We start from the raw sequence: 18931 nt of genomic DNA on the forward strand, positions 1-18931 counted from the left end.
AAGATGTCTACAGCAGGCTCTTTACTTTCTCGCTCAGCTCGAACCTGAGGGGACGCCTGCGCGTCGTCACCATCAGCCCGAGTTCCTCGAGCCTTTTGGTGTACTTGCGTGCCTGCTGCTGTGAGACATTGGAATGCGAGGCGACCTCGGCAAGGCTGGTTCCGGGGAACGTGGCGAAGAGTTGGAGCTGGATGAGCATAAACAGGACGTTTGCCTCCTGTTCGGACAGTCCCCGCTCGCTTACGACCTGCGATAGGAGCTTCGAGGCCTCTTCGAGCGCCGTTCGCTTCTGGGTTAGGTCGTCGACGATCTGCTCTTGAGCGACAAGGATGTTCTCGAGGAGGTTCCAGACGAAGAAGGTGAGCTCCCCGTGGTTGAGGGGGCTTTCTGCCTGCTTGAACGACTTGTAATAAGCGGCTCGGTTCTCTGCGATGACCCTAGAAAGCGAGAGCGATGTGAGTGTGGAGAGCGGCCGGCTGAGGTAGAGTGCGAGCAGATAGCGCCCCGTGCGTCCGTTCCCGTCGTAAAAGGGGTGGATGTATTCGAAGTAGTAATGCGCGATGATCGCGCTGAAGGTCTGGGGCATGTCCTTCCTGTCCGCGAGCTCGATCATGCGGGCAATGGCCTCGATGATCTTCTCCTCCGGCTCGATTCCCACATGAAGGACCTTCTGATTCGCTCCGATGATCTCAACCCCACCTGCTCGGAATAGCCTTCCGTCAGGCACGACGCCATGCATATCTTCGCCCCTCATGACGAGGTCGTAGACTCTGCGCACGTCTTCTGGGCTGCTTGGGTACCCTCGGTCATGGTCGCTGAGGTCCAGGTAGAGCCTTGCGAATTCCCTGAAGCGGCGGTCCCGTGACGGATCGTCCATAGAAAGTTCCAGGTCGAGGGCATCGCTCACCTGCCTGCGCGTGCTGTGAACGCCCTCCAGCTCGTTCGTGCTGACGACCTCGTCGATGACGAGGCTGCGCACGAGGGCGGCGCTTGCCACGGGGGGCAGTGCGCCCATGGCCGCCGAGACGGCGCGCTCGTTGCGCATGACGCGTTCGTTGAGCACGGAGAGCTCTCTCGGGGTAACAAGGAACAGTTCTCCGTTCGGGGTCAGCAAGCTTGTGCGAAAGGTCGAGTCGGCTTCGAGTCGCTCCCGTGCAAGACGCGCGTTGTGCGCGAACCTGTCGGAGGAAGCATCCGCATAGAAGATCTTCTCAAGGGAGCGGTATGACATGGTCTGCGCCTCCGGACGTTGGGAGTATAACTAGTGGCGTCTGATAGTCACTCTTATTTATACTAACTGGCAATTAGTATAAAAAAGAGTGACCTATGATTCGCCTGTACTTCGTCCCTGCTTCGCGAGTGCGCAAGCTTAAAGGCCGGAATTGCGCACTCGACGGCGAAGACCGCCCCTCTCGCCACGAAGGGCCAGGTGGCCGGAAGCCGAGTGCGCAAGCTGAAGCCTTCAGACTGCGCACTCGACGCTTGGGCGGTGGAGAGGGGCCGCGACTGGATCGGTCGCGGCCCCTGAAAGAGAAAAACTCCGCAGCTGACCCCAGCCGGCTAACCCCCGGCTCGTCCTAGCTTGCTGCGGAGACCAAGAGACTCCCCGTGTCACAGCGGGTAAGAGAACCGCCATCCCTGGGGGGCACCAGTCCTCCTTGACCGCGGCACTAGGACTTGTAGTCGCTTCCCAGCACCACGACCACGTCGACGCTGCTGTTCCAGCTGCCGTCGTTCTCCTCGATGATGGAGTCGTCCAAGCCCAGCGTCCTTGCCGCGCCACGGGCCTTTGCCGACGACGAGGCGTTGTAGATGACGCGCGTGGTGTCCGAGTTGGAGTCCGCGTTGCCCGCCATGGCCGAGAAGCCCGCGCCTACGAGCTTGTTGGCGGCGTTGCCCGCAGCGCCGTTCTTGCCGCTCGCGTTGAGCACGCTCACGTTCCCAGAGTAGACGGGCTCCTCGCTTGCGCTCGAGGCGGTGACGGAGTCGCCGCCCGAGCTCTTGCCAACCGACCCCGCCACGCCTGCGGTGGTGTCCTGCGAGGCGTCGCTGTAGGGTGGAAGACCCTGGTCGACGCGGTCCATCATCACCTTCCATGCTGCAGTGTCGCAGATCTCGTACCAGAGGTCGTTCATGTACTTGGCGGTCGTGGGACAGAGTCCGGAGTAGATGTCCTCGTCCACGTCCATGCCGATGAGCTGCGAGGCAAGGCCCGCGATGGACGAGACGTCGAGGTCGGTGGTGACGTATCCCGCCATGGTCGAGACCGTGTTGGCCATGGTGATGGGGTCGCTGGAGAGCACCTTCTTGGTGACGGCGCCAATGAGCATGCGCTGGTTGGCGGCGCGGTAGAAGTCGCCGCCCCCGTAGTTGTCGTAGGCGTGGCGGGTACGTCCCAGGAGGGCGGCCGTCTGGCCGTCCAGGGTGTTCTCGCCCGCGGGGAGGTCGAGACCGGTGTAGTCGGGGTCCTTGACGTCCACGGGCAGGTCGACGGTGACGCCTCCCACTTGGTCGACGATGGCCGCGAATCCGTCCATGTCCACCTCGGCATAGTGGGAGATCGAGACTCCGGCGAACTCGGAGACGACCTTCGTCGCGTAGGCCGCGCCGCCATAGGAGTAGGCGGCGTTGATCTTCTGCTTGCCGTTGACCCCCAGGTCGACGTAGGTGTCGCGGGGAATGGAGACCAGCGTCACCTTCTTGTTTTGGGGGTCCACGCGGGCAAGGATGATCGTGTCGGTGCGGTAGTTGCTGCTGTCGGCCCCGTACTGCGAGTCCTGGGTGCGCTCCTCGTCCTTGTCGACGCCCAGGAGCAGCATGTAGAAGGGCTCGTTGTACTTGGTCTCGGTGAGGACGGAGCGAAGCTCGCTGGTCACGCCGGCGCCCAGCTTGCCGTTGATGCTGATGACGTAGCCCCAGACGCTGACGGCGGCAGCCACGAGCAGAACGGCCACGCTGGCGAGGACGCCGCGCAGCACCTTGCCTCTGCGGGCGGAGGCGCGCTTCTTGGCGTAGTAGGGAAGGGCGTTGCGCCTCGAGAGGATGTCTGCGGAAGGCCCGCCGGCGAAGCGCCTTCCCCTGCTGGCGCGTCCCTCGGCCTGCTCCTGGTCGCTGTTCCTCAGATGTCGCATGGGCTAGCTCCGCATCGCTATCTACTCGTAGTCGACCCCAAGGGTGACCACGACATCGTAGCCGTCGTACTGGCTGTCGTTGCTCTCCTTGTATGTGACCTTGAGCCCGAGCGTCCGCGCGACTCCCGCCGCCTCTGCCTCGTGGCCCGTCGTGTAGGTGATGGTCGTGGTCTGAACGCTCGCCCCGGCGTTACCGGAGCTGGCGCCAAAGCCCGCCCCGTCCAGCTTATCCGCAGTCTTGCCCGCAAGGCCGTCGGTGTGGGTGCCGTTGAGCACGAGCACGTCGCCCGAGTAGCTGGGCTCGACGTCGGAGGATGTAGAGGCGTTCTTCTCGCCTGTCGAATCACCCTGGGTGGTCGCGGCGGTCGAACTTGCGTTGGAGCTGTTGTCGCCGATCCGCGCCGAGGCGTCGCTCGCCAGGTCTTGGTCGCCGTCCTCGTAGGGGCTGAGGCCCCTGTTGACGCGGTCCATCATCTTCTTCCAGGCGGCAGTGTCGCAGATTTCGTACCAGGTGTCGTTGACGTACTCCGGCGTCGTGGGTTCCATGCCGCTCATGATGTCGCTGTTGACGTCCATGCCAAGGAACTGGGTCGAGAGGCTGGCGATCGATGACACGTCCATGTCGGTGGTGACGTAGCCGGCGAGGGTCGACACCGTGGACGCGAGCGTCAGGGGGTTGCTCGCCAGCACCTTCTGGACCACGGCGCTGATCACGATGCGCTGGTTGGCGGCACGATAGCGGTCCCCGTCGCCGTAGACGTCGTAGGCGTGGCGGGCGCGACAGAGAAGGGCCGCGGTCCTGCCGTCCAGGGTGTTCTGGCCTGCCTTGAGGTCGAGGCCGGTGTAGTCGGGGTCCTTCACGTCCACGGGCAGATCGACGGTGACGCCACCCACCTGGTCCACGACCGCAGCGAGGCCGTCCATGTCGACCTCGGCGTAGTGCGAGATGGGCACGCCCGCGAAGTCCGATATGACCTGGGTGGCGTAGGCCGCCCCGCCGATGGAGTAGGCGGCGTTGATCTTCTGGGTGCCGTTGGAGCCGAGCTTGACCTGGGTGTCTCGGTGGATGGAGACGAGCGTGACCTTCTTGTTCTGGGGGTCGATGCGCACCAGCATGATGGAGTCGGAGCGATACGCGTTGTCGGAGCTGCCATACTCGGAGCCTCCGGCACGCGACTCGTCCTTGTCGATGCCCAGGAGCAGCATGTAGAAGGGGTCGCCGGCCTCGTGGTCGCTGAGCACGGACGAGAGGGTCTTGTTCACGCCCTTGTTGAGCTGGGCATTGATGTTGCTGACGTAGGCCCAGGCAGTGGTTCCCAGCGCGACCATGGCGACGAGCAGGGTCACGAGCACGACGCGCACGGCGGCATGGCGGCGACGCGAGCGGCGCATCCGGGAGTAGTGCTCCAGAGACCCCTCGCGCGAGAGCTCCTGGGCGCCAAGCTGCTCTGGCAGCGAACTCCTGCTCTTGGCCAAGGGGGCTCCTTTACCGTTGACCGTGCTTCTTTGGGCAGGGAATCCGGGTATGAATTCCTCCATGTAACCACCTAATAATAGACGCAGCGGCCTGCCCGCGCATGAAGCACACAAACGCGCGCGGGCGTCCTATGCGGCCTTTGCGCTGGTCTACAATGAACCGGAAAAAAGCAGCACCGATGGCGACGTCGCACCGTCCGGCGTCGCGGCACGAACCCATGCACAGAACAGGAGCAGCAATGAAGGCTACCAGGCCAGGACAGTTCGTCGCGGTCTTCGACTTTGGCGCCCAGTACGGCCAGCTGATCGCACGTAGGGTGCGTGACCTGCACGTCTACTCAGAGATCGTTCCCTGCGACATCTCCGCCGACGAGCTGAGACAGATGGCCCCCTCCGCCATCATCCTGTCCGGTGGCCCCGCCTCCGTGTATGCGGACGACGCGCCTGACATGGACGCCGCCGTCTTCGAGCTGGGCATCCCCATCCTGGGCTTTTGCTACGGCCAGCAGATCATGGCCGTCAAGCTGGGTGGGAAGGTCGGCCACACCGAGAAGGGCGAGTATGGTCCCGCGACGCTGGTGCGCAAGGGCGAGGCGCACATCCTCGACGGCACGCCCGAGGGCGGGCAGACCGTGTGGATGAGCCACCGCGACGCCGTGAGCCAGGTGCCCGAGGGCTTCGTGGTTACCGCCAGCACCGAGACCTGCCCCATCGCCGCCATGGAGTGCCCCGAGCGCAACCTCTATGCCACGCAGTTCCACCCCGAAGTGCGCCACACCGAGCACGGCCAGGACATGCTGAGGAACTTCCTCTTTGGCGTCTGCGGGCTTGAGGCCAGCTGGACCATGGACAACATCGTCGAGCAGAAGATGGCAGAGATCCGCGAGGCGGTGGGGGAGCGCAAGGTGATCCTGGCGCTCTCTGGCGGCGTCGACTCCTCGGTGGTCGCGGCCCTCGTGCACCGCGCCATCGGTGACCAGCTCACCTGCGTCTTCGTCAACCACGGCCTGCTGCGCAAGGGCGAGCCCGAGATGGTGGAGCAGGTGTTCCGCGAGCAGTTCAACGTGCCCCTGGTGCACGTGCACGCCGAGGAGCGCTACGCCAGGATGCTGGCCGGCGTCACCGAGCCCGAGCAGAAGAGGCGCCTGATCGGCACCGAGTTCTGGAAGGTCTTCTTCGAGGAGGCCCAGAAGATTGGTGGCGTTGAGATGCTGGCCCAGGGTACGATCTACCCTGACATCATCGAGAGCGGCGCGCGCAAGACGGGCGGCAAGGCTTCGACCATCAAGAGCCACCACAACCTGATCCCCTTCCCCGAGGGCGTGCACTTCGACCTCATCGAGCCCCTGGACCACTTCTTCAAGGACGAGGTCCGCGAGCTGGGCGTGAGCCTGGGCCTGCCGGCGGGCATGGTGTACCGGCAGCCGTTCCCTGGCCCCGGCCTTGCCATCCGCATCATCGGCGACGTCACGCCCGAGAAGCTGGACATCCTGCGCGAGGCCGACGCCATCGTGCGCGAGGAGCTGGACGCGTACAATGCACGACTCTTCGAGGAGACGGGCGAGAGGAACAGCGAGCACAGCTGCTGGCAGTACTTCGCCGTGCTGCCCGACATCAAGAGCGTCGGGGTCATGGGAGACGAGCGCACCTACGCGAGGCCGATCATCGTGCGTGCCGTGGAGTCCAGCGACGCCATGACCGCAGACTGGGCGAAGCTGCCCTACGAGGTGCTGGGCAAGATTAGCAGCCGCATCGTGGGAGAGGTCGCCGGTGTGAACAGGGTCGTCTACGACGTGACGCCCAAACCGCCCGCGACTATTGAGTGGGAATAAGCGGATGAGTCATGTCGATGACGGGAAAAATATGACTTCCCAAGTATTGCCGATAATAAAAGGTCTGCTGGTTCTACTTGCAATTGTGCTTATCGTCGTATGTGGCATCGCGGTCTTGATTTCCCTTGCAGCCCCTGGAGTCACAGCCTTTTTCTCGTCTCTTTCGGCTCTCGACTCTGCGATTGTAGTTGCGCTGATAACGGCTACGGTGTCCGTGATCACGTATGTCTCAGGCAGCATCGCAAACAGCATCATGAAAAGAAATGAGTATTTGCGCATGCATCGTGAAAAACCCTATATGCAACTCATCTCGATGTTCTACGATTTCCAGACCCAAACCAAAACAGGAAAAGAATTTACCCAAGAAGAGTTAATCAATTTATTTAATCAGTTTACTAAGGAGTTGACCCTTTGGGGCTCTTCCAAAGCGATTAAGGTTTGGGGGAATTGGCGAGTCGCTTCATCTAGGGGCCTAGCAACCCCAATGATCTGTTGTTCGGAATGGAAAAAGTCCTGATACAACTCAGAAAAGACATGGGATTAAAGCATGGAATCGCAGAAGGCGATTTGCTTCGTCTGACCGTAAATGACATTGATGACTACATTGGGTCCAACAAGAAGTCTGCTTAGAGGAGTGACGAGACTTTTTCATCGGTACCGACTTTTTATATGTTGTTGCGGGGAAATCCCACCTTCGTCAATAACCAGAAACGCATTCACATTTGTATTAAAGGTCCAAGGGGATATGCGATCAAGATAATTTGGAAATTCTTTGTTTGCACCAGTGTAAAGATATGGGCAAAAATCGAAAGAGTGCAAGCGCTCCGCAAATAGCTTTCGTCCTTGGACGGTGCAAAGCGAATTGTGAAAACGGTAGAAAAACATGCAAAGACTAGGCGATAACCCAGTAAATCACTCGAGATGACGCATCTCCTCGAGCTTCCCCCAAATGAAAATCGGCATGTGAAAGCCGCTTCTTCAATACAGCGTTTCAGCTCGTGTGTAGTCGAGCCCGTGTGTTGACAGTAGCGGTTACCCAACCGATGAGAGAATGTGTGGTGGCAATAGAAGATATAGACTGCAAATCTGCAAGTGTCAAACCACAACACAAGGAAGACGCCTGCGACAGTGACCATATGGTCAGTAGTACGTTGAGCTCAGGGTTTCCGCTGTTCAGATGTATCTACCTTCGGCCTTGCAAAAATACTCACTTCAAGTGGCTATGCGACGCGTTGCCACCGACTAACACGTCCCTGGCCTATGTTTAGTTTTCGGCGCGGCTTTCTTTCCTCGTCCGACCTTCATTCTTCTAGCAATGGCCAGTCGACCAGGTCGTGAGTGTCAAGACCACCCTTACCGGTTGTATACGACAGCTCCTCATTGATTTTAAGTACAAGGCCTATCAACGCTGCCAGCATGAGACAGTAGTCTGATATCATCTCTTTCTCGGATAAGTCTGATACAGAGCCGGACCCATGGTCGTATTTATTCCTCAGTGCCAGGGCGTTGCTAAACTTCGCGTTATTGAGCAGGTAGCTCAGGTAGTCCGCTTCATCTGGCGAGAACAGGGTGTCCGAGTATGCTATAACCTTTTCTGATGCCAGCTTCTCGACCTGCTCAGAATAGTGAGCGAAATCGCAAAGCCTTGCCGCCCCTCGTCTCCACATCAGTGCGATAAGATGCGCCCGCAGGGTCAGGTGCAGCACACCGTCGTTGTCGGTTTCCGCGAATCCGTTGTTGATTAAATGCATTAGTTGGGGATGATAAATCTCATGGAAATCATTTTCCGTAAGGTGTGAACGCGTCACCAGCCTGTAGAACCCGCTGCCATCTTTTGGATGCGTGGGAGAGTGTGCGAGCGGCGACTTGTCGCTGAGGAGTAAGTTGGCGGGACGCCCGAATTCCTCGCCTTCGACAAGGTATTTCCTGTCAAGCAGCGAGGGAACCTCCCTGAAGTCTTTGATGGTCACGTACGGGAAATAGCCAGTATCTATAGCCCCATTCTCAGCATATAACTTAAACGCCTTGAGCGCGCGTTCGATTTCGGGGCCGATTGCTTTGCACTTGTCCAGCCAAGATGTTTCCTCGGTCGGAAGACTGATGCTGAAGCCCTCGACTTCGAACTCGTCCTTGATGTAGTCGTTGAAGAACCACTCGATTGCGTTTTCGAGCCTTGTTTCATTTTCGAGCAAGAGCTTTTCGTACAAGAGGATCTCTCCTGGAACGGCCATGTTCTCCATTCTCGCCTCAAGTGTCATCTGGTACTCGTCATGGGGATGCAGGCCCATGATCTTTTGCAGTGTGGATGCGGTCCGCTTATGGGAAGAACAATTCAGTATGCCGTCTCTTCCTACGAAGTCGAAGACATAGAGGAAGTTGTTGAGCACGGTTGCATGGTCTGTATATTTCTGAAGCCATTCCAGACCAAACGTGCGATTGAGAATGCCATCCTCGTACGTCGCTTTCTTGCACGCTCTCTGTTCTGGCGAGAACTGCACCCCCGAACCAAAGTGCACGCCGGCATTTGGGTCGGGAAATATTTCCTTCTCCAAGGATCTGGCACGCCTCTGCGCCGTAACTCTCACCTCGGGAGATGGGTTGTATTTTCCGTTTGCGCCTGAGGGCCAGCTGGCAAGGACGCGAACATGGTTGAGGTTTATCTCTGGAGGAGTGCCGCCGAGATATGACAGCATTATTTGGTCAATTCCGGCGTTTGAGAACGACTGCGGCAGGTAGAGACATTTGCCCTCATTGTCTTTCACGGCGAAAGCGCCGATGATGGCCTCTGCTGAAATGCGGGCATTGGTTAGCATGGCCCCTGTCAGCAATGCATCATACCGATTCACCACCTGCTGATATCCCAGAAGACGTGGGATCTGATTCGGGAAAGCATTGAGCAGAATACCAAAGCTCTTGTCCGGCACATTGCCCCATAGGTTTGCCGCGGCGAGAAACTCCCAGAAATGTTCCGTGTACTGCAACTCAACACCATCAAAGACTGTCGTAAGGCCCTTGCTTTCGATAAGGCCCGAAACCACTTCGCAAGCAATGGCAAAAAGCCTTCCAGCTGACTCGACTAGTGCTGTGGGATTCGTGCTTTCAAGAAAATTACCATATGTCTCTACAATTAACTTGCACTGATGCACCTCTATGGCATCGTTTACGGTCACAATATCCCGTATGGTCCACTTTTCCAGAACCTCGCCAGCCCGTTCGAAGTAGTACGACGCTGCAAGATCGGGCGCAGGAAAGTATTCAGCTCGGTTTTCATTGAAGTCGATAGGCATTGCTATGCTCCGATTCGATCAAGACGGTCAATCAAGATGTTGGCTTTCCCAAATTTTCTCACGACAGCTTCTCGCGGGTAAGAAGTAATCACCTACGCACTGAATTCCCCGCGTTAATTGAATAACTGAACGCAACACTCTTTGCGCTCGCCTCTTCAGCGGCAGCGGTTTCGCTGCCGCCTTTTCCTGACCGAGGCCATGGCATATTCTCCGAGCATCCCCAGGCGCGGGAGAAGGAGGAAGTCATGCCAAGGGAAAAGAACAAGCACATGGATATCGAGGACAGAATCGGGATTCAACAGGGGTTCGAAGCCGGGGAGAGCTTCGCGGCGATGGCCAGGGCGATAGGCGTCAGCACGTCGGCGGTGTCGAGGGAGGTAAAGGCGAACAGGGCCCCGCTATGTGCCCAAGCTGCCTCAGCAGGCATAGCCTCCTCGACTGACTTCGCATAGTCGATTCAGGAAAAGAGGCGGATTCTAGACAACTAATGCATCCGTCATAAAACATCACGTTGGAAGGCCGTGTCCAATGGCGGATAATACGATAGTAAGACATATGGTCGAGAGCGGGCCGGAAGAGGTCGGATCAGCTTTAAAGCTAGAAGCAGAGAACGAATACATCGAGCGCAGGGAAACCACCGCGGAGCTCAAGGCGGGCGCCGACTCGGTCGCCTCGATCCTCAACAAGCATGGCGTCCTCTGGTTCGGAACGCTCTCCGACGGCACCGTGGTCGGACAGGACGTGAACGACAAGACGCTGCGGAAGGTCAGCCAGGTCATACGCGAGCGCGTGAGCCCCTCGTTCGACCTTTCCGTTGACAAGGCCGTTTTCGACGGCAGACCGTGCGTCAGAGTCGAGTTCTCGGGCGACAACGCCCCGTATGCATCCAACAAGGTGTTCTTCATCCGCGTCGCTGACGAGGACACGAAGATGGACCCCGACCAGGTACGTTCCGTGATTAGAAGGCAGGAAGACAAGCGGGGCACCTGGGACGAGAGCGCTCGTCCCGCCGCGACATAGCCGACGTCGACGAGCCCACCCTTCGCGCATACGTGAAACGCGAAAATGACGCGGGGCGGATATCCCTCGAGTTCACCGACGTGGAAGACGTCCTCCAGAGGCTCGAGCTCATGGCGGGCGGACGGATGACGAACGCGGCGGATGTGCTCTTCTGCCCGTCCAGGAACGTGCAGCTGAAGATGGGCGTGCTCGCGACCCACGCGCGCTGAGATTCTCGACCTTCAGCAGGAGCAGGGCACTGTCTTCGATCTCGTTCGCAAGGCGGAGCTCTACGTCCTGAACAACACGCGGAGGCGCTTCGTCAAAAAGGCAGGGCCGCGCGACGAGATCCCCGAGATACCGCGCGACGCCGTGTACGAGGCGCTCATTGGCCAACGGCACCACGCTCGTGTTCCACCGCAACAACGCATTCACCGGAGTCGACGCTGAGGGCAATGCCTCACCAGGGAGTGCAGAAGCCGCACCGAAGGTCGAAACCCGCACTATAGCCCGGAAAAACCCACACTTTCGACCGACAACTCGCACTCTAACGAAAACGCGTTGCTGCCCTTCGAAAGCGCGCTTGCCCAGTCCGGCTTGGCCCCGGTCACAAAGCGAAGGGCCGTGATGCTGTACTCGGTGGTCTTCGGCCAGCAGGAGTTCAACTGGGGCAACGTGTCCAAGGCGACAGGGCTGTCGAGGCGATCTTCCTTCGAGCTTATCAAGAAGCTCAAGGAGACAGGGCTCGTGAATAGCGCAGACGGGCGTGGAAGGGGCGCGTACCGCTTCGTGCCGGCGAGGAAGCCCTTCGAGAGTTAGGGACTCGGATTCCTGCCTGCAGTGCGGATTGCCCCTTGCGCCCGATTCGCACGCTGGCGGACTAGAGGTTGATTCGGGAAAAGAGGCCGGTTTTTAAGCCACACGTTATTTCTCTCGCTGGGATTTCGGGGAATAATCAAGTCCGAGAACCGCGTTTTCCCAACAAAGGTGCAATTATTCTTTTTCGTACAGATCAACGGCTGATTCGAGAATGATTTGGACGAAGCGGTACGAGGCGGACGAGGTAACACGAGATGGAATCAGATAAGACCGCACGGACAACTGCAACAATCGAGTGGGAATAGGGAAATAGCCCATTTCATCTAGTCTCATCCTGCGCGTCTAGTCGCAGTGGCTTGCAACTAGTGCTTTGTATTGGACAAAGCCACCGGGACTTTCGGGGAGTGACAAAAGCAAATGAGCTCTGAAATCCTCGGATTTCGGGGCTTATCTCATGTGTGGTTACCTGCGGAAATACTCTTCACTCCACCGCGTAGGGGTGACACGTTGCGACCCGTTGCAAGGAGAAGCGACTAGATGCAAAAACATGCCAAAGCGAGAAGAGTATTTTCATCGCGTTTTTTAGTCGCAAGCCTATTTTGACCCGACCCATGTAGTCACTTTGTAGGCACCCCGCCTTTTCGGCCTTCCTTTTTGCAAAACCGCAGGTAGGAGTGAAGAGTGACAAATCGCTAAAATCCGCGTTTTCCGGCAATTCCGGGCCGCTTTCGGGGTATTCGGAAGGCCGTCTGTCACTCTCAACACCGTGTGCAATAGGCGATTTCGGGCCCTTTTTCGGCCCTAAAAACCGGCAATAGTAATGCGAGAGTGACGATTCCGGGCAAAGAAAAGGGACGTCGAAGCGTCCCCTGAAGAGCTATATGCCCTGCCCTAGCCCATGAAACGGGCTTTCCAGGTCTCGTAGTCGTCCTCGTCTATCTCGCCGGCGGCAAGCTGGTCCCTCATGCGCTTCCATGCTTTGAGGGCCTGCGCCGCCTTCCGTGAGCCTTCCTTCGCGGGGTCGGGCGCCACGGCCACTCCGTCTTCGGTGACGACGGGCACGAGGCCCAGCTCCTTCTCGTAGCGGAACAGCACCTCGAGGGCACCACGGGCGCCGCTCACGCCTATCTCGCGTATGGAGTCGGCGGAGACGTCCAGGGCCTCGGCTATGCGCTCTATCTGCTGGTCGCTGGGCGTCCTGATGTTCCGCTCGTAGTTGCGTATGGCGGACTCGGTGAGGCCCATCTCGTTAGCGAGCTCTCTCTGCGTCATGCCGCCCTCGTTGCGGTACCTGCGTATGCGCGCGCCTATCGTCATCTTTCCTCCTGAAAACGTATGTGTACAGGATATTGCAGCACGCTTCCGTGCGTAATCGATTGACAGCACGAACATGTGCTGTTCCTATGGAATGATTATGAGGAGCGGCGTATGTCGGTGAGGATGAAGCCCAACGGAACGTGGACGACGCAGGTGCGGTGCCGCGACTACAACGGTGACTCGCGGCACAAGATCAAGCGCGACTGCTAGCTCGCACGTCAAGCGCATCCGTATCCACGACTTGCACTACAACCACGCATCATTTCTCATAGAGATAGGCTTCTCTGCCGTGGTCATAGTCGAGCGACTGAGCCACGAGAGCTTGGACGTGACCTTCCGCTACGTGCACCCCTTCCCTGACAAGCAGGGTGAGATGGCGTACGCCTTCGACGCGACCAGGTCGGGCATCTGATGTCGTGCCCCAACGACCGCAAGCGAAGAAAAAAGAATATAATTATAGGTCCGACTGCTGGTGAGGCCCTCCACCTCGGCCTCGGCGAGGTGGAGGGCCTCACCAGCATCCGTTACGACATTGTGAGCCTTCTAGTAATCGGCTCCGAGAAGGTATTTCTGCGCCATCACAAGAAAGTCCTCAACGACAGAAGGTAGGGCCTAAAGCGGCTGCCCCGGGTCTTCGGGCTCGGGGCAGGGTAAGTTGCAAGCTATGATGACTGTCCTTCTACTTGTTGTTACCCGTCTTGAACTCCAGGCCTGAAGCGATGAGCTGACCAGGATAACGATCCTGCAAATGGTTCAGCACAGCTAGACAAGCGCGCTTTATTGCTTTATCGTCGGGCGGTTGATCTCTATCGAATATCGATGCACCATGTGACTGGTCATTGCACACCGTATAGATAAACTCACACTTACGAAGGTCGCTGCATTCTTTCGCATTGAGGTAATGGAGCAAATCGGGCTCTGCGGGATTGTCAAAACGCCAAAGAGTTTCGATAACCTGCCGAATCGAATTGCCCGTAGTATGTGTCGGGCTGCTACCTTCAATTGCGACATCATACAAATCTTGCAGATGCTCACTATAAGGAGTGATATAGCGCTTGTCGCATTTGCTTATCTTGCCGTCATGTAGTGTATAGAGATCTTGGACGATTTTATTCCTCGCCAGCATGTTAAAGAAGGCGCTGTTGTGAGTCAGCAGAAGGAACCGCACTCTCAGATTACCGGATTTATCAAATAGCACATTAAAATCTCTAATGACCTGGACAACACTATAAACATAACGATAGTCGAGGCTCGAAATCGGGTCGTCGATTACGAAGAACAATTTCTTCGCGTCATCATTGCTTTCAAGCAGGCTCCATGTCGAGGCCACATAGTGGCAGAACGCAAGAACAAACTTCTCGCCATCGCTCATTATGTCTTCCGCGTCATCCCCGAGCTCCGCGTCGCCGAGAGAAATAGTGAAGCCATCTGGATTGAAGACATATCTTGTGCCAAATACGCTGTGAACAAGGTTGGCGAGCATATCGGCGACAACCTGCCTTTTGGGGCGCCGTCCTTTAGACTCGGCTTCCTTTATTTCCGCGTCAAGTGCTTTGTATTGGTCTAGAATTTTCGCACGTTCCAAAATGAGCTTGTCACATTCATTGCGTACCTTATATTTTCCCTCGATGCATAGCTTATTTTTAGCATCAGACATCTCTTTCTTGAGATTACTTGCAGCCACATCGAACCAATTGAAAACCTCTTCCGCATTCGAAACGTGCTCTCGTATGCTGTCGAGCAAAGTTCTTAAGGACGCTACGCCGTCCGATGAGAGAACTATTGAGATATCCTCTTTCTTCTTGCTCAGAGCGTCATTGATTGTGTTTATTGAATTCTCCACAGCAGAGCATTCGGGAAGTTTCTCTAGTGAGACTTGCGCAACGTCATCAAACGCGCTCTTTAGAGAATCGTATTTAGCCGCCCTCGCCTGATAGTCGAGAAAGAAAGATTTATAGGTGCCCAAGAACTCTTTCAATGCATTAATTTGGTCATCTATAGCAGCTACAGTCTTAGCTTCTTGGCCCTTCAAATACTCCTCATACGTATGAATGAGCTGAAGGGCATTATCATTAAAGCTTCTGCCACAAAATGGACAATCATTCGCCTCAGCCTCTTTTATATATGTCAGGCCCCGTTCGATAAAAGCCCTCTTACGACGCATAGAGTCAGCAAAATCTTCTGCGAAGTTCTCCCTTGTGTACGAAGTCGCCAGAATTTCCTCAAGCGCATCAAACGATATCGCACTGTCGTCGAGAACAAGCCCAGCAAGCGTCGGGATGTCATCGGGTAGGTTCGCCAGAGCGTTAAATTTCGCAAGCGCATCGTTATATCGATTGGCACGGTTCTCTAAGGTGAGAATGTTTTCTGTCGTCAGTGTCTTATATTCGCTTAGACGGGACAGTTTATAACCCTTGAGTTCAGACTGCACTTGAACAACTGCGCTATCTATCGCATCTCGCTTGCGCTTGTCCTCTTCGCCAAGCTCGTTCAAGAGCTTCTTTTTGTCTGACACATCGATATTTTCCCTGCCAACAATATAGCCAGAAAACGCATCACCATTGATTGCGTAATGTTGGGACTGAAGGTTATCCCTAACGTAGTCGGTATTAAAAACATGAAATATATATCCTGTACCATTCTTTACAGATAGATTAGTTCTACGGGTTTTCTTAATACACAGTGATCCAGAGGTGTTTTTTCTGGTAAATGAGAACTCAAACTCGCCACTTGAGGCAGCACGATTAATAATCGTGTCGCTAACACTGGTTGTGCAGTCTTGATTTGCAATGCGAAATAGTCGACTGATACAAGTTTTGCCTTGACCATTTCCTGCATAAATAGCAACCTTTGAAGCACTGAGCTTGAGCTCAGCATTCAACTGTTCCTCGAATAATCCAAACCCCTTGAGTGCGATACCCCATGTCAGATTTGTTCCCATATCAATCACGCCGCCCTTGAATAGAAGTAATCGAAAATCCGCGTACGATATTCGGTGATGGAGTCGTCCGGATAGCTTTGTTCTGGAAGCTTATAGAGCTCGTCGCGTATGAGCGTGTCCACCTCGGCCAAGGTCTCGGGCTTCTCGGTCCAATGCGACATCTGAGAAAGACGCTTCCGGACGCTCTCGACCAGCTCCACGCAGAGGCTCTTCACCTTCTTGATGTCCTCTTTCGAAAGCGTGTCCTTGTAGAGCATGTCGAACACCGCAAGCTGTTCCTCGCTGGTGAACCCTTCACGCACATAGCGCTTCTGCTCGTCGTCGAGGTCCTGGGAGAGCTTCATCAGAGCCTCGAACGTTGCCTCGATAGTCGCTCGGTCTTGCTCCTTGTTGTACTGATCGATGATGCTCTCGTACCGTTTGAAGAAGTCGGATCTGGTAGGGTTCTGCTGCAGCGCAATTTCGAGCCTGCGCTCTATCACCGCGCGCATGTCGCTCAAGAGGAGGTTCTTCTCGGTCTTCTTCTCGAACTCGCGGTGTAGAAGGTCGAAGTCGATGGCGCTGATATCGAACTTCGCTGGCTCAGACTTGTCGACCTCGTTCACCTCTATGTGCTCGTCGATGATCGCCTGCAGCTGGACCATCACGTCGCCCGTATCCGCGACGTCGCGGCGCTTCATGACTTCCCGGTAGATGGCGTCTATCGCATCGCGATGCGCCCATGTATCGCGCGATACATCGCCACGCTCGATGAACTTGAAGAACTTGAAAAGCGATCGCGCCATGATCCCAAAGCGCTTCTTGATCTCGTCTCCAGCGGAGACTGTATCGGCGGCGCACTTTATCATGTTGAGCTTTTCGAAGCCATCGGCCGTCAGCAAAGACTCGAGCTCGAAGCCGCACTCGGCGAGGAAGCCCTCGATATCGGCAAGCAACTGTAAGACGCTCTCAATAAGCTCGCTCTTGTCCAGAACGGGAGAATCCCCAAGCGTACCCCACGGGTCACGCGTGTAGTCGGCAAGCGCCTGCCGCAGCGCCTTCACGACGCCGATGTAGTCGACAATGAGGCCGTTGCTCTTGCCTTTTGCCACGCGGTTGGCACGCGCGATTGCCTGCATGAGCGAATGCGCCTTCATAGGCTTGTCGAAGTACATGATGGATAGCGGCTTCACGTCGAAGCCGGTCAGCCACATGGCGCAAACAAAGACGATGCGAAACGGGTTATCAGGGTCGCGAAAGTCCTTGTCGAGCTCGCGCGTCTCCATCTTCTCGCGATGGGGTCTAATGTCGATGCCCCATTTCTCAAAGCGGGCGATCTCGTTCTGCTCCTGGCTCACGACCACGGCCATCTCGGTCTCGCGCATCCAGTCAATCTTGCGCTGCCGCTCGAGTGCCTCCTGCTGCGAGTCTCCCTTAAGCGCTCGTTTTTCCTTTTCGATAGCCTCCGACCAGTACTTCTGTACGAGATCGTGCATGCGCACCGCCGTCACCTTGTCGATGCTGATAAACATCGCCTTGCCGGACTCCCAGAGCCCCGAGTAGTGCTCGACGAAGTCCTTCGCGATGGTGTCCAAACGCTTGCTGCTGGTGACGATGTGGTACTCGCGGGAGAGATCGCGCTCGAGCTTGTCTTGCTGCGCGTCGTCGAGGTCGGCAGCCTCAACGGCATTTGCCAGTTCCTCGTTTATCTCGGGGTTCTCGATGTGCAGTAGGTCACTGCGGTTCTCGTAGTACAGGGGAACCGTTGCGCCGTCCTCCACCGCCGTCGCGAAGTCGTATACGGAGATGTACCCGCCGAACGTCCGTGCCGTGATGTTGTCGTTGGCGAAGAGCGGCGTGCCCGTGAACCCGATTCTGGATGCTGTCGGCAAGAGGCGGCACATGTTCGCCGCGAGGACCCCGTTGTTGGTTCGGTGAGCCTCGTCGCAGAGGATCACGACGTCGTGGTCAGGCGCTATGGGCTTGACGTCGGGGTTGTTGAACTTCTGGATGAGGGTGAAGATGAAGCTCGGGTTGCCCTTGAGCTTGCGAACCAGGTCCTCGCTGCTCGTGGCGACGTAGCTTCCCGGGTCGGACGTCTCCATGCAGCCGCAGTTGGCGAAGGTGCCCGCGATCTGCTTGTCGAGCTCGTTACGGTCCGTCACCACGACGAACGTGGGAGACCCCGTGAACTTGCGCAGAATCTTCCGCGCCAGAAACACCATGGAGTAGCTCTTGCCGGAGCCCTGCGTATGCCAGAAGACGCCGAGCTTCCCTTCCTTGAGCTCGCGGTTTCTATAGGCCTCCGCCGCCCGGTTAACGCCGAGGTACTGGTGGTTGCGTGCAAGAATCTTGTCCGTCGTACTTGACGAGTGGTCGAACAGGATGAAGTTCTCGAACAGGTCCATGAAGGTTGCCTTGTTGCACATGCCGCGCAGCATGGTCTCCAGGTCGATGCTACCCGGCTCGCCCTCTGCGAGGCGCTTCCACTCGTTGAAGAACTCATAGGGGCTGCCGAGCGTGCCGACCTTCGCCTCGAGACCGTTCGAGAGCATCACGAACGCGTTGAAGTAGAAGATCTGGGGGATGGTATCCTGGTAGTCGGTGTAGTTGTCCTCGAAGGCACGACGCACGTCCTTGTCGTGCCTCTTGAACTCGATGAACATGAGCGGAATACCGTTCACGAAGCCCACGAGGTCGCAGCGGCGACGGTGCAGCGGCCCGTCCACCCAGAGCTCCTCAACCGCGATGAAGCGGTTGGCGTCGGGGTGCTCGAAGTCGAAGATGGCTGCATACTCAGTCTGTTTGGTTCCATCTGGCATCTCGCGTTCGACGGGGATACCGTTGCGGAGGAGCGTGTACTTCTTCTCGTTGGTCTGAAGCAGCGTATCCGTGGCAAGCGTTGCCATGAGGGCATCGGCAGCTTGCTCACATTCCTCGACCTCGAGCCACTCGTTCAACTCAACGAGCGCATCGACCAGATAGCGACGCAGCACCACCTCGTGGTAGCTGTTGCGCCCGAGCGTGCCGTACTGTCCCAGCTCCTCGTTGTCGTAGGCATAGACGAGCTCCCAACCCATCTTGTGGAGCAGCTCGCCGGCAGGCTTCTGTACGGCTTCTTCCTCTGAATAGCGATTCTTTCCCATGACA

At 57.0% G+C, this 18931-nt stretch carries 14 protein-coding genes; 7 read left to right on the forward strand and 7 right to left on the reverse strand.

Features of this window, described 5'->3' with window-relative positions:
• Positions 1-7 precede the first annotated feature (7 nt).
• From HMPREF1868_RS00430 to HMPREF1868_RS00440, 3 genes are all read right to left on the reverse strand, one after another.
• A complete protein-coding gene (locus HMPREF1868_RS00430; RefSeq protein WP_062529411.1) occupies positions 8-1231 on the reverse strand; it encodes a Fic family protein in 1224 nt (407 codons plus the stop codon).
• 439 nt (positions 1232-1670) lie between these two features.
• The gene (locus tag HMPREF1868_RS00435) at positions 1671-3131 is read right to left on the reverse strand and encodes an LCP family protein (protein WP_062529413.1); all 1461 of its coding nucleotides are present in this window, start codon (positions 3129-3131) and stop codon (positions 1671-1673) included.
• A 21-nt stretch (positions 3132-3152) separates the two neighbouring features.
• A complete protein-coding gene (locus HMPREF1868_RS00440; protein WP_231782218.1) occupies positions 3153-4607 on the reverse strand; it encodes an LCP family protein in 1455 nt (484 codons plus the stop codon).
• 239 nt (positions 4608-4846) lie between these two features.
• Between HMPREF1868_RS00440 and guaA the strand changes: the two genes are divergently transcribed.
• On the forward strand, positions 4847-6439 hold the full coding sequence (gene guaA / locus HMPREF1868_RS00445) for a glutamine-hydrolyzing GMP synthase (RefSeq protein WP_062529416.1): 1593 nt from the start codon (positions 4847-4849) through the stop codon (positions 6437-6439).
• Positions 6440-6443: 4 nt separating this feature from the next.
• Positions 6444-6956 (forward strand): hypothetical protein, encoded by a 513-nt coding sequence (locus HMPREF1868_RS09450; RefSeq protein WP_231782219.1) that lies wholly within the window; start codon positions 6444-6446, stop codon positions 6954-6956.
• 784 nt (positions 6957-7740) lie between these two features.
• Here the strand turns inward: HMPREF1868_RS09450 and HMPREF1868_RS00450 are convergent.
• Positions 7741-9726, reverse strand: a complete 1986-nt coding sequence (locus HMPREF1868_RS00450) for a hypothetical protein (protein ID WP_156439361.1) — start codon at positions 9724-9726, stop codon at positions 7741-7743.
• Positions 9727-9971: 245 nt separating this feature from the next.
• On the opposite strand from HMPREF1868_RS00450, the gene HMPREF1868_RS00455 reads away from it, so the two are divergent.
• The 4 genes from HMPREF1868_RS00455 (at position 9972) to HMPREF1868_RS00465 (ending at position 11544) form a co-directional block, all read left to right on the forward strand.
• Complete coding sequence (locus HMPREF1868_RS00455; protein ID WP_062529420.1) at positions 9972-10178, forward strand: helix-turn-helix domain-containing protein; 207 nt, start codon at positions 9972-9974, stop codon at positions 10176-10178.
• Positions 10179-10254: 76 nt separating this feature from the next.
• The gene (locus HMPREF1868_RS00460) at positions 10255-10746 is read left to right on the forward strand and encodes an AlbA family DNA-binding domain-containing protein (RefSeq protein WP_062529422.1); all 492 of its coding nucleotides are present in this window, start codon (positions 10255-10257) and stop codon (positions 10744-10746) included.
• 80 nt (positions 10747-10826) lie between these two features.
• Positions 10827-10955: a hypothetical protein gene (locus HMPREF1868_RS10080; protein ID WP_255353927.1), complete on the forward strand. Its 129-nt coding sequence runs from the start codon at positions 10827-10829 to the stop codon at positions 10953-10955.
• Positions 10956-11352: 397 nt separating this feature from the next.
• Positions 11353-11544 carry a helix-turn-helix domain-containing protein gene (locus tag HMPREF1868_RS00465; protein WP_062529424.1) on the forward strand — a complete coding sequence of 64 codons (192 nt, stop codon included), beginning with the start codon at positions 11353-11355 and terminating at the stop codon, positions 11542-11544.
• Between the two features lie 891 nt (positions 11545-12435).
• Here the strand turns inward: HMPREF1868_RS00465 and HMPREF1868_RS00470 are convergent.
• The gene (locus HMPREF1868_RS00470; protein ID WP_062529426.1) at positions 12436-12861 is read right to left on the reverse strand and encodes a helix-turn-helix domain-containing protein; all 426 of its coding nucleotides are present in this window, start codon (positions 12859-12861) and stop codon (positions 12436-12438) included.
• A 241-nt stretch (positions 12862-13102) separates the two neighbouring features.
• Here HMPREF1868_RS00470 and HMPREF1868_RS09635 point away from each other — a divergent pair, with 241 nt between their 5' ends.
• Positions 13103-13273 carry a hypothetical protein gene (locus HMPREF1868_RS09635; RefSeq protein ID WP_156439362.1) on the forward strand — a complete coding sequence of 57 codons (171 nt, stop codon included), beginning with the start codon at positions 13103-13105 and terminating at the stop codon, positions 13271-13273.
• 267 nt (positions 13274-13540) lie between these two features.
• Here HMPREF1868_RS09635 and HMPREF1868_RS09460 read toward each other — a convergent pair whose 3' ends face one another.
• Complete coding sequence (locus HMPREF1868_RS09460) at positions 13541-15802, reverse strand: AAA family ATPase (protein WP_231782242.1); 2262 nt, start codon at positions 15800-15802, stop codon at positions 13541-13543.
• 5 nt (positions 15803-15807) lie between these two features.
• Positions 15808-18927, reverse strand: coding sequence for a type I restriction endonuclease subunit R (locus HMPREF1868_RS00480; protein ID WP_062529430.1), 3120 nt, complete (start codon positions 18925-18927; stop codon positions 15808-15810).
• Between the last annotated feature and the right edge of the window lie 4 nt (positions 18928-18931).

This window comes from Olsenella sp. DNF00959 (assembly GCF_001553055.1).
In the GTDB taxonomy this organism is placed as follows: Bacteria; Actinomycetota; Coriobacteriia; order Coriobacteriales; family Atopobiaceae; genus Olsenella_I; species Olsenella_I phocaeensis.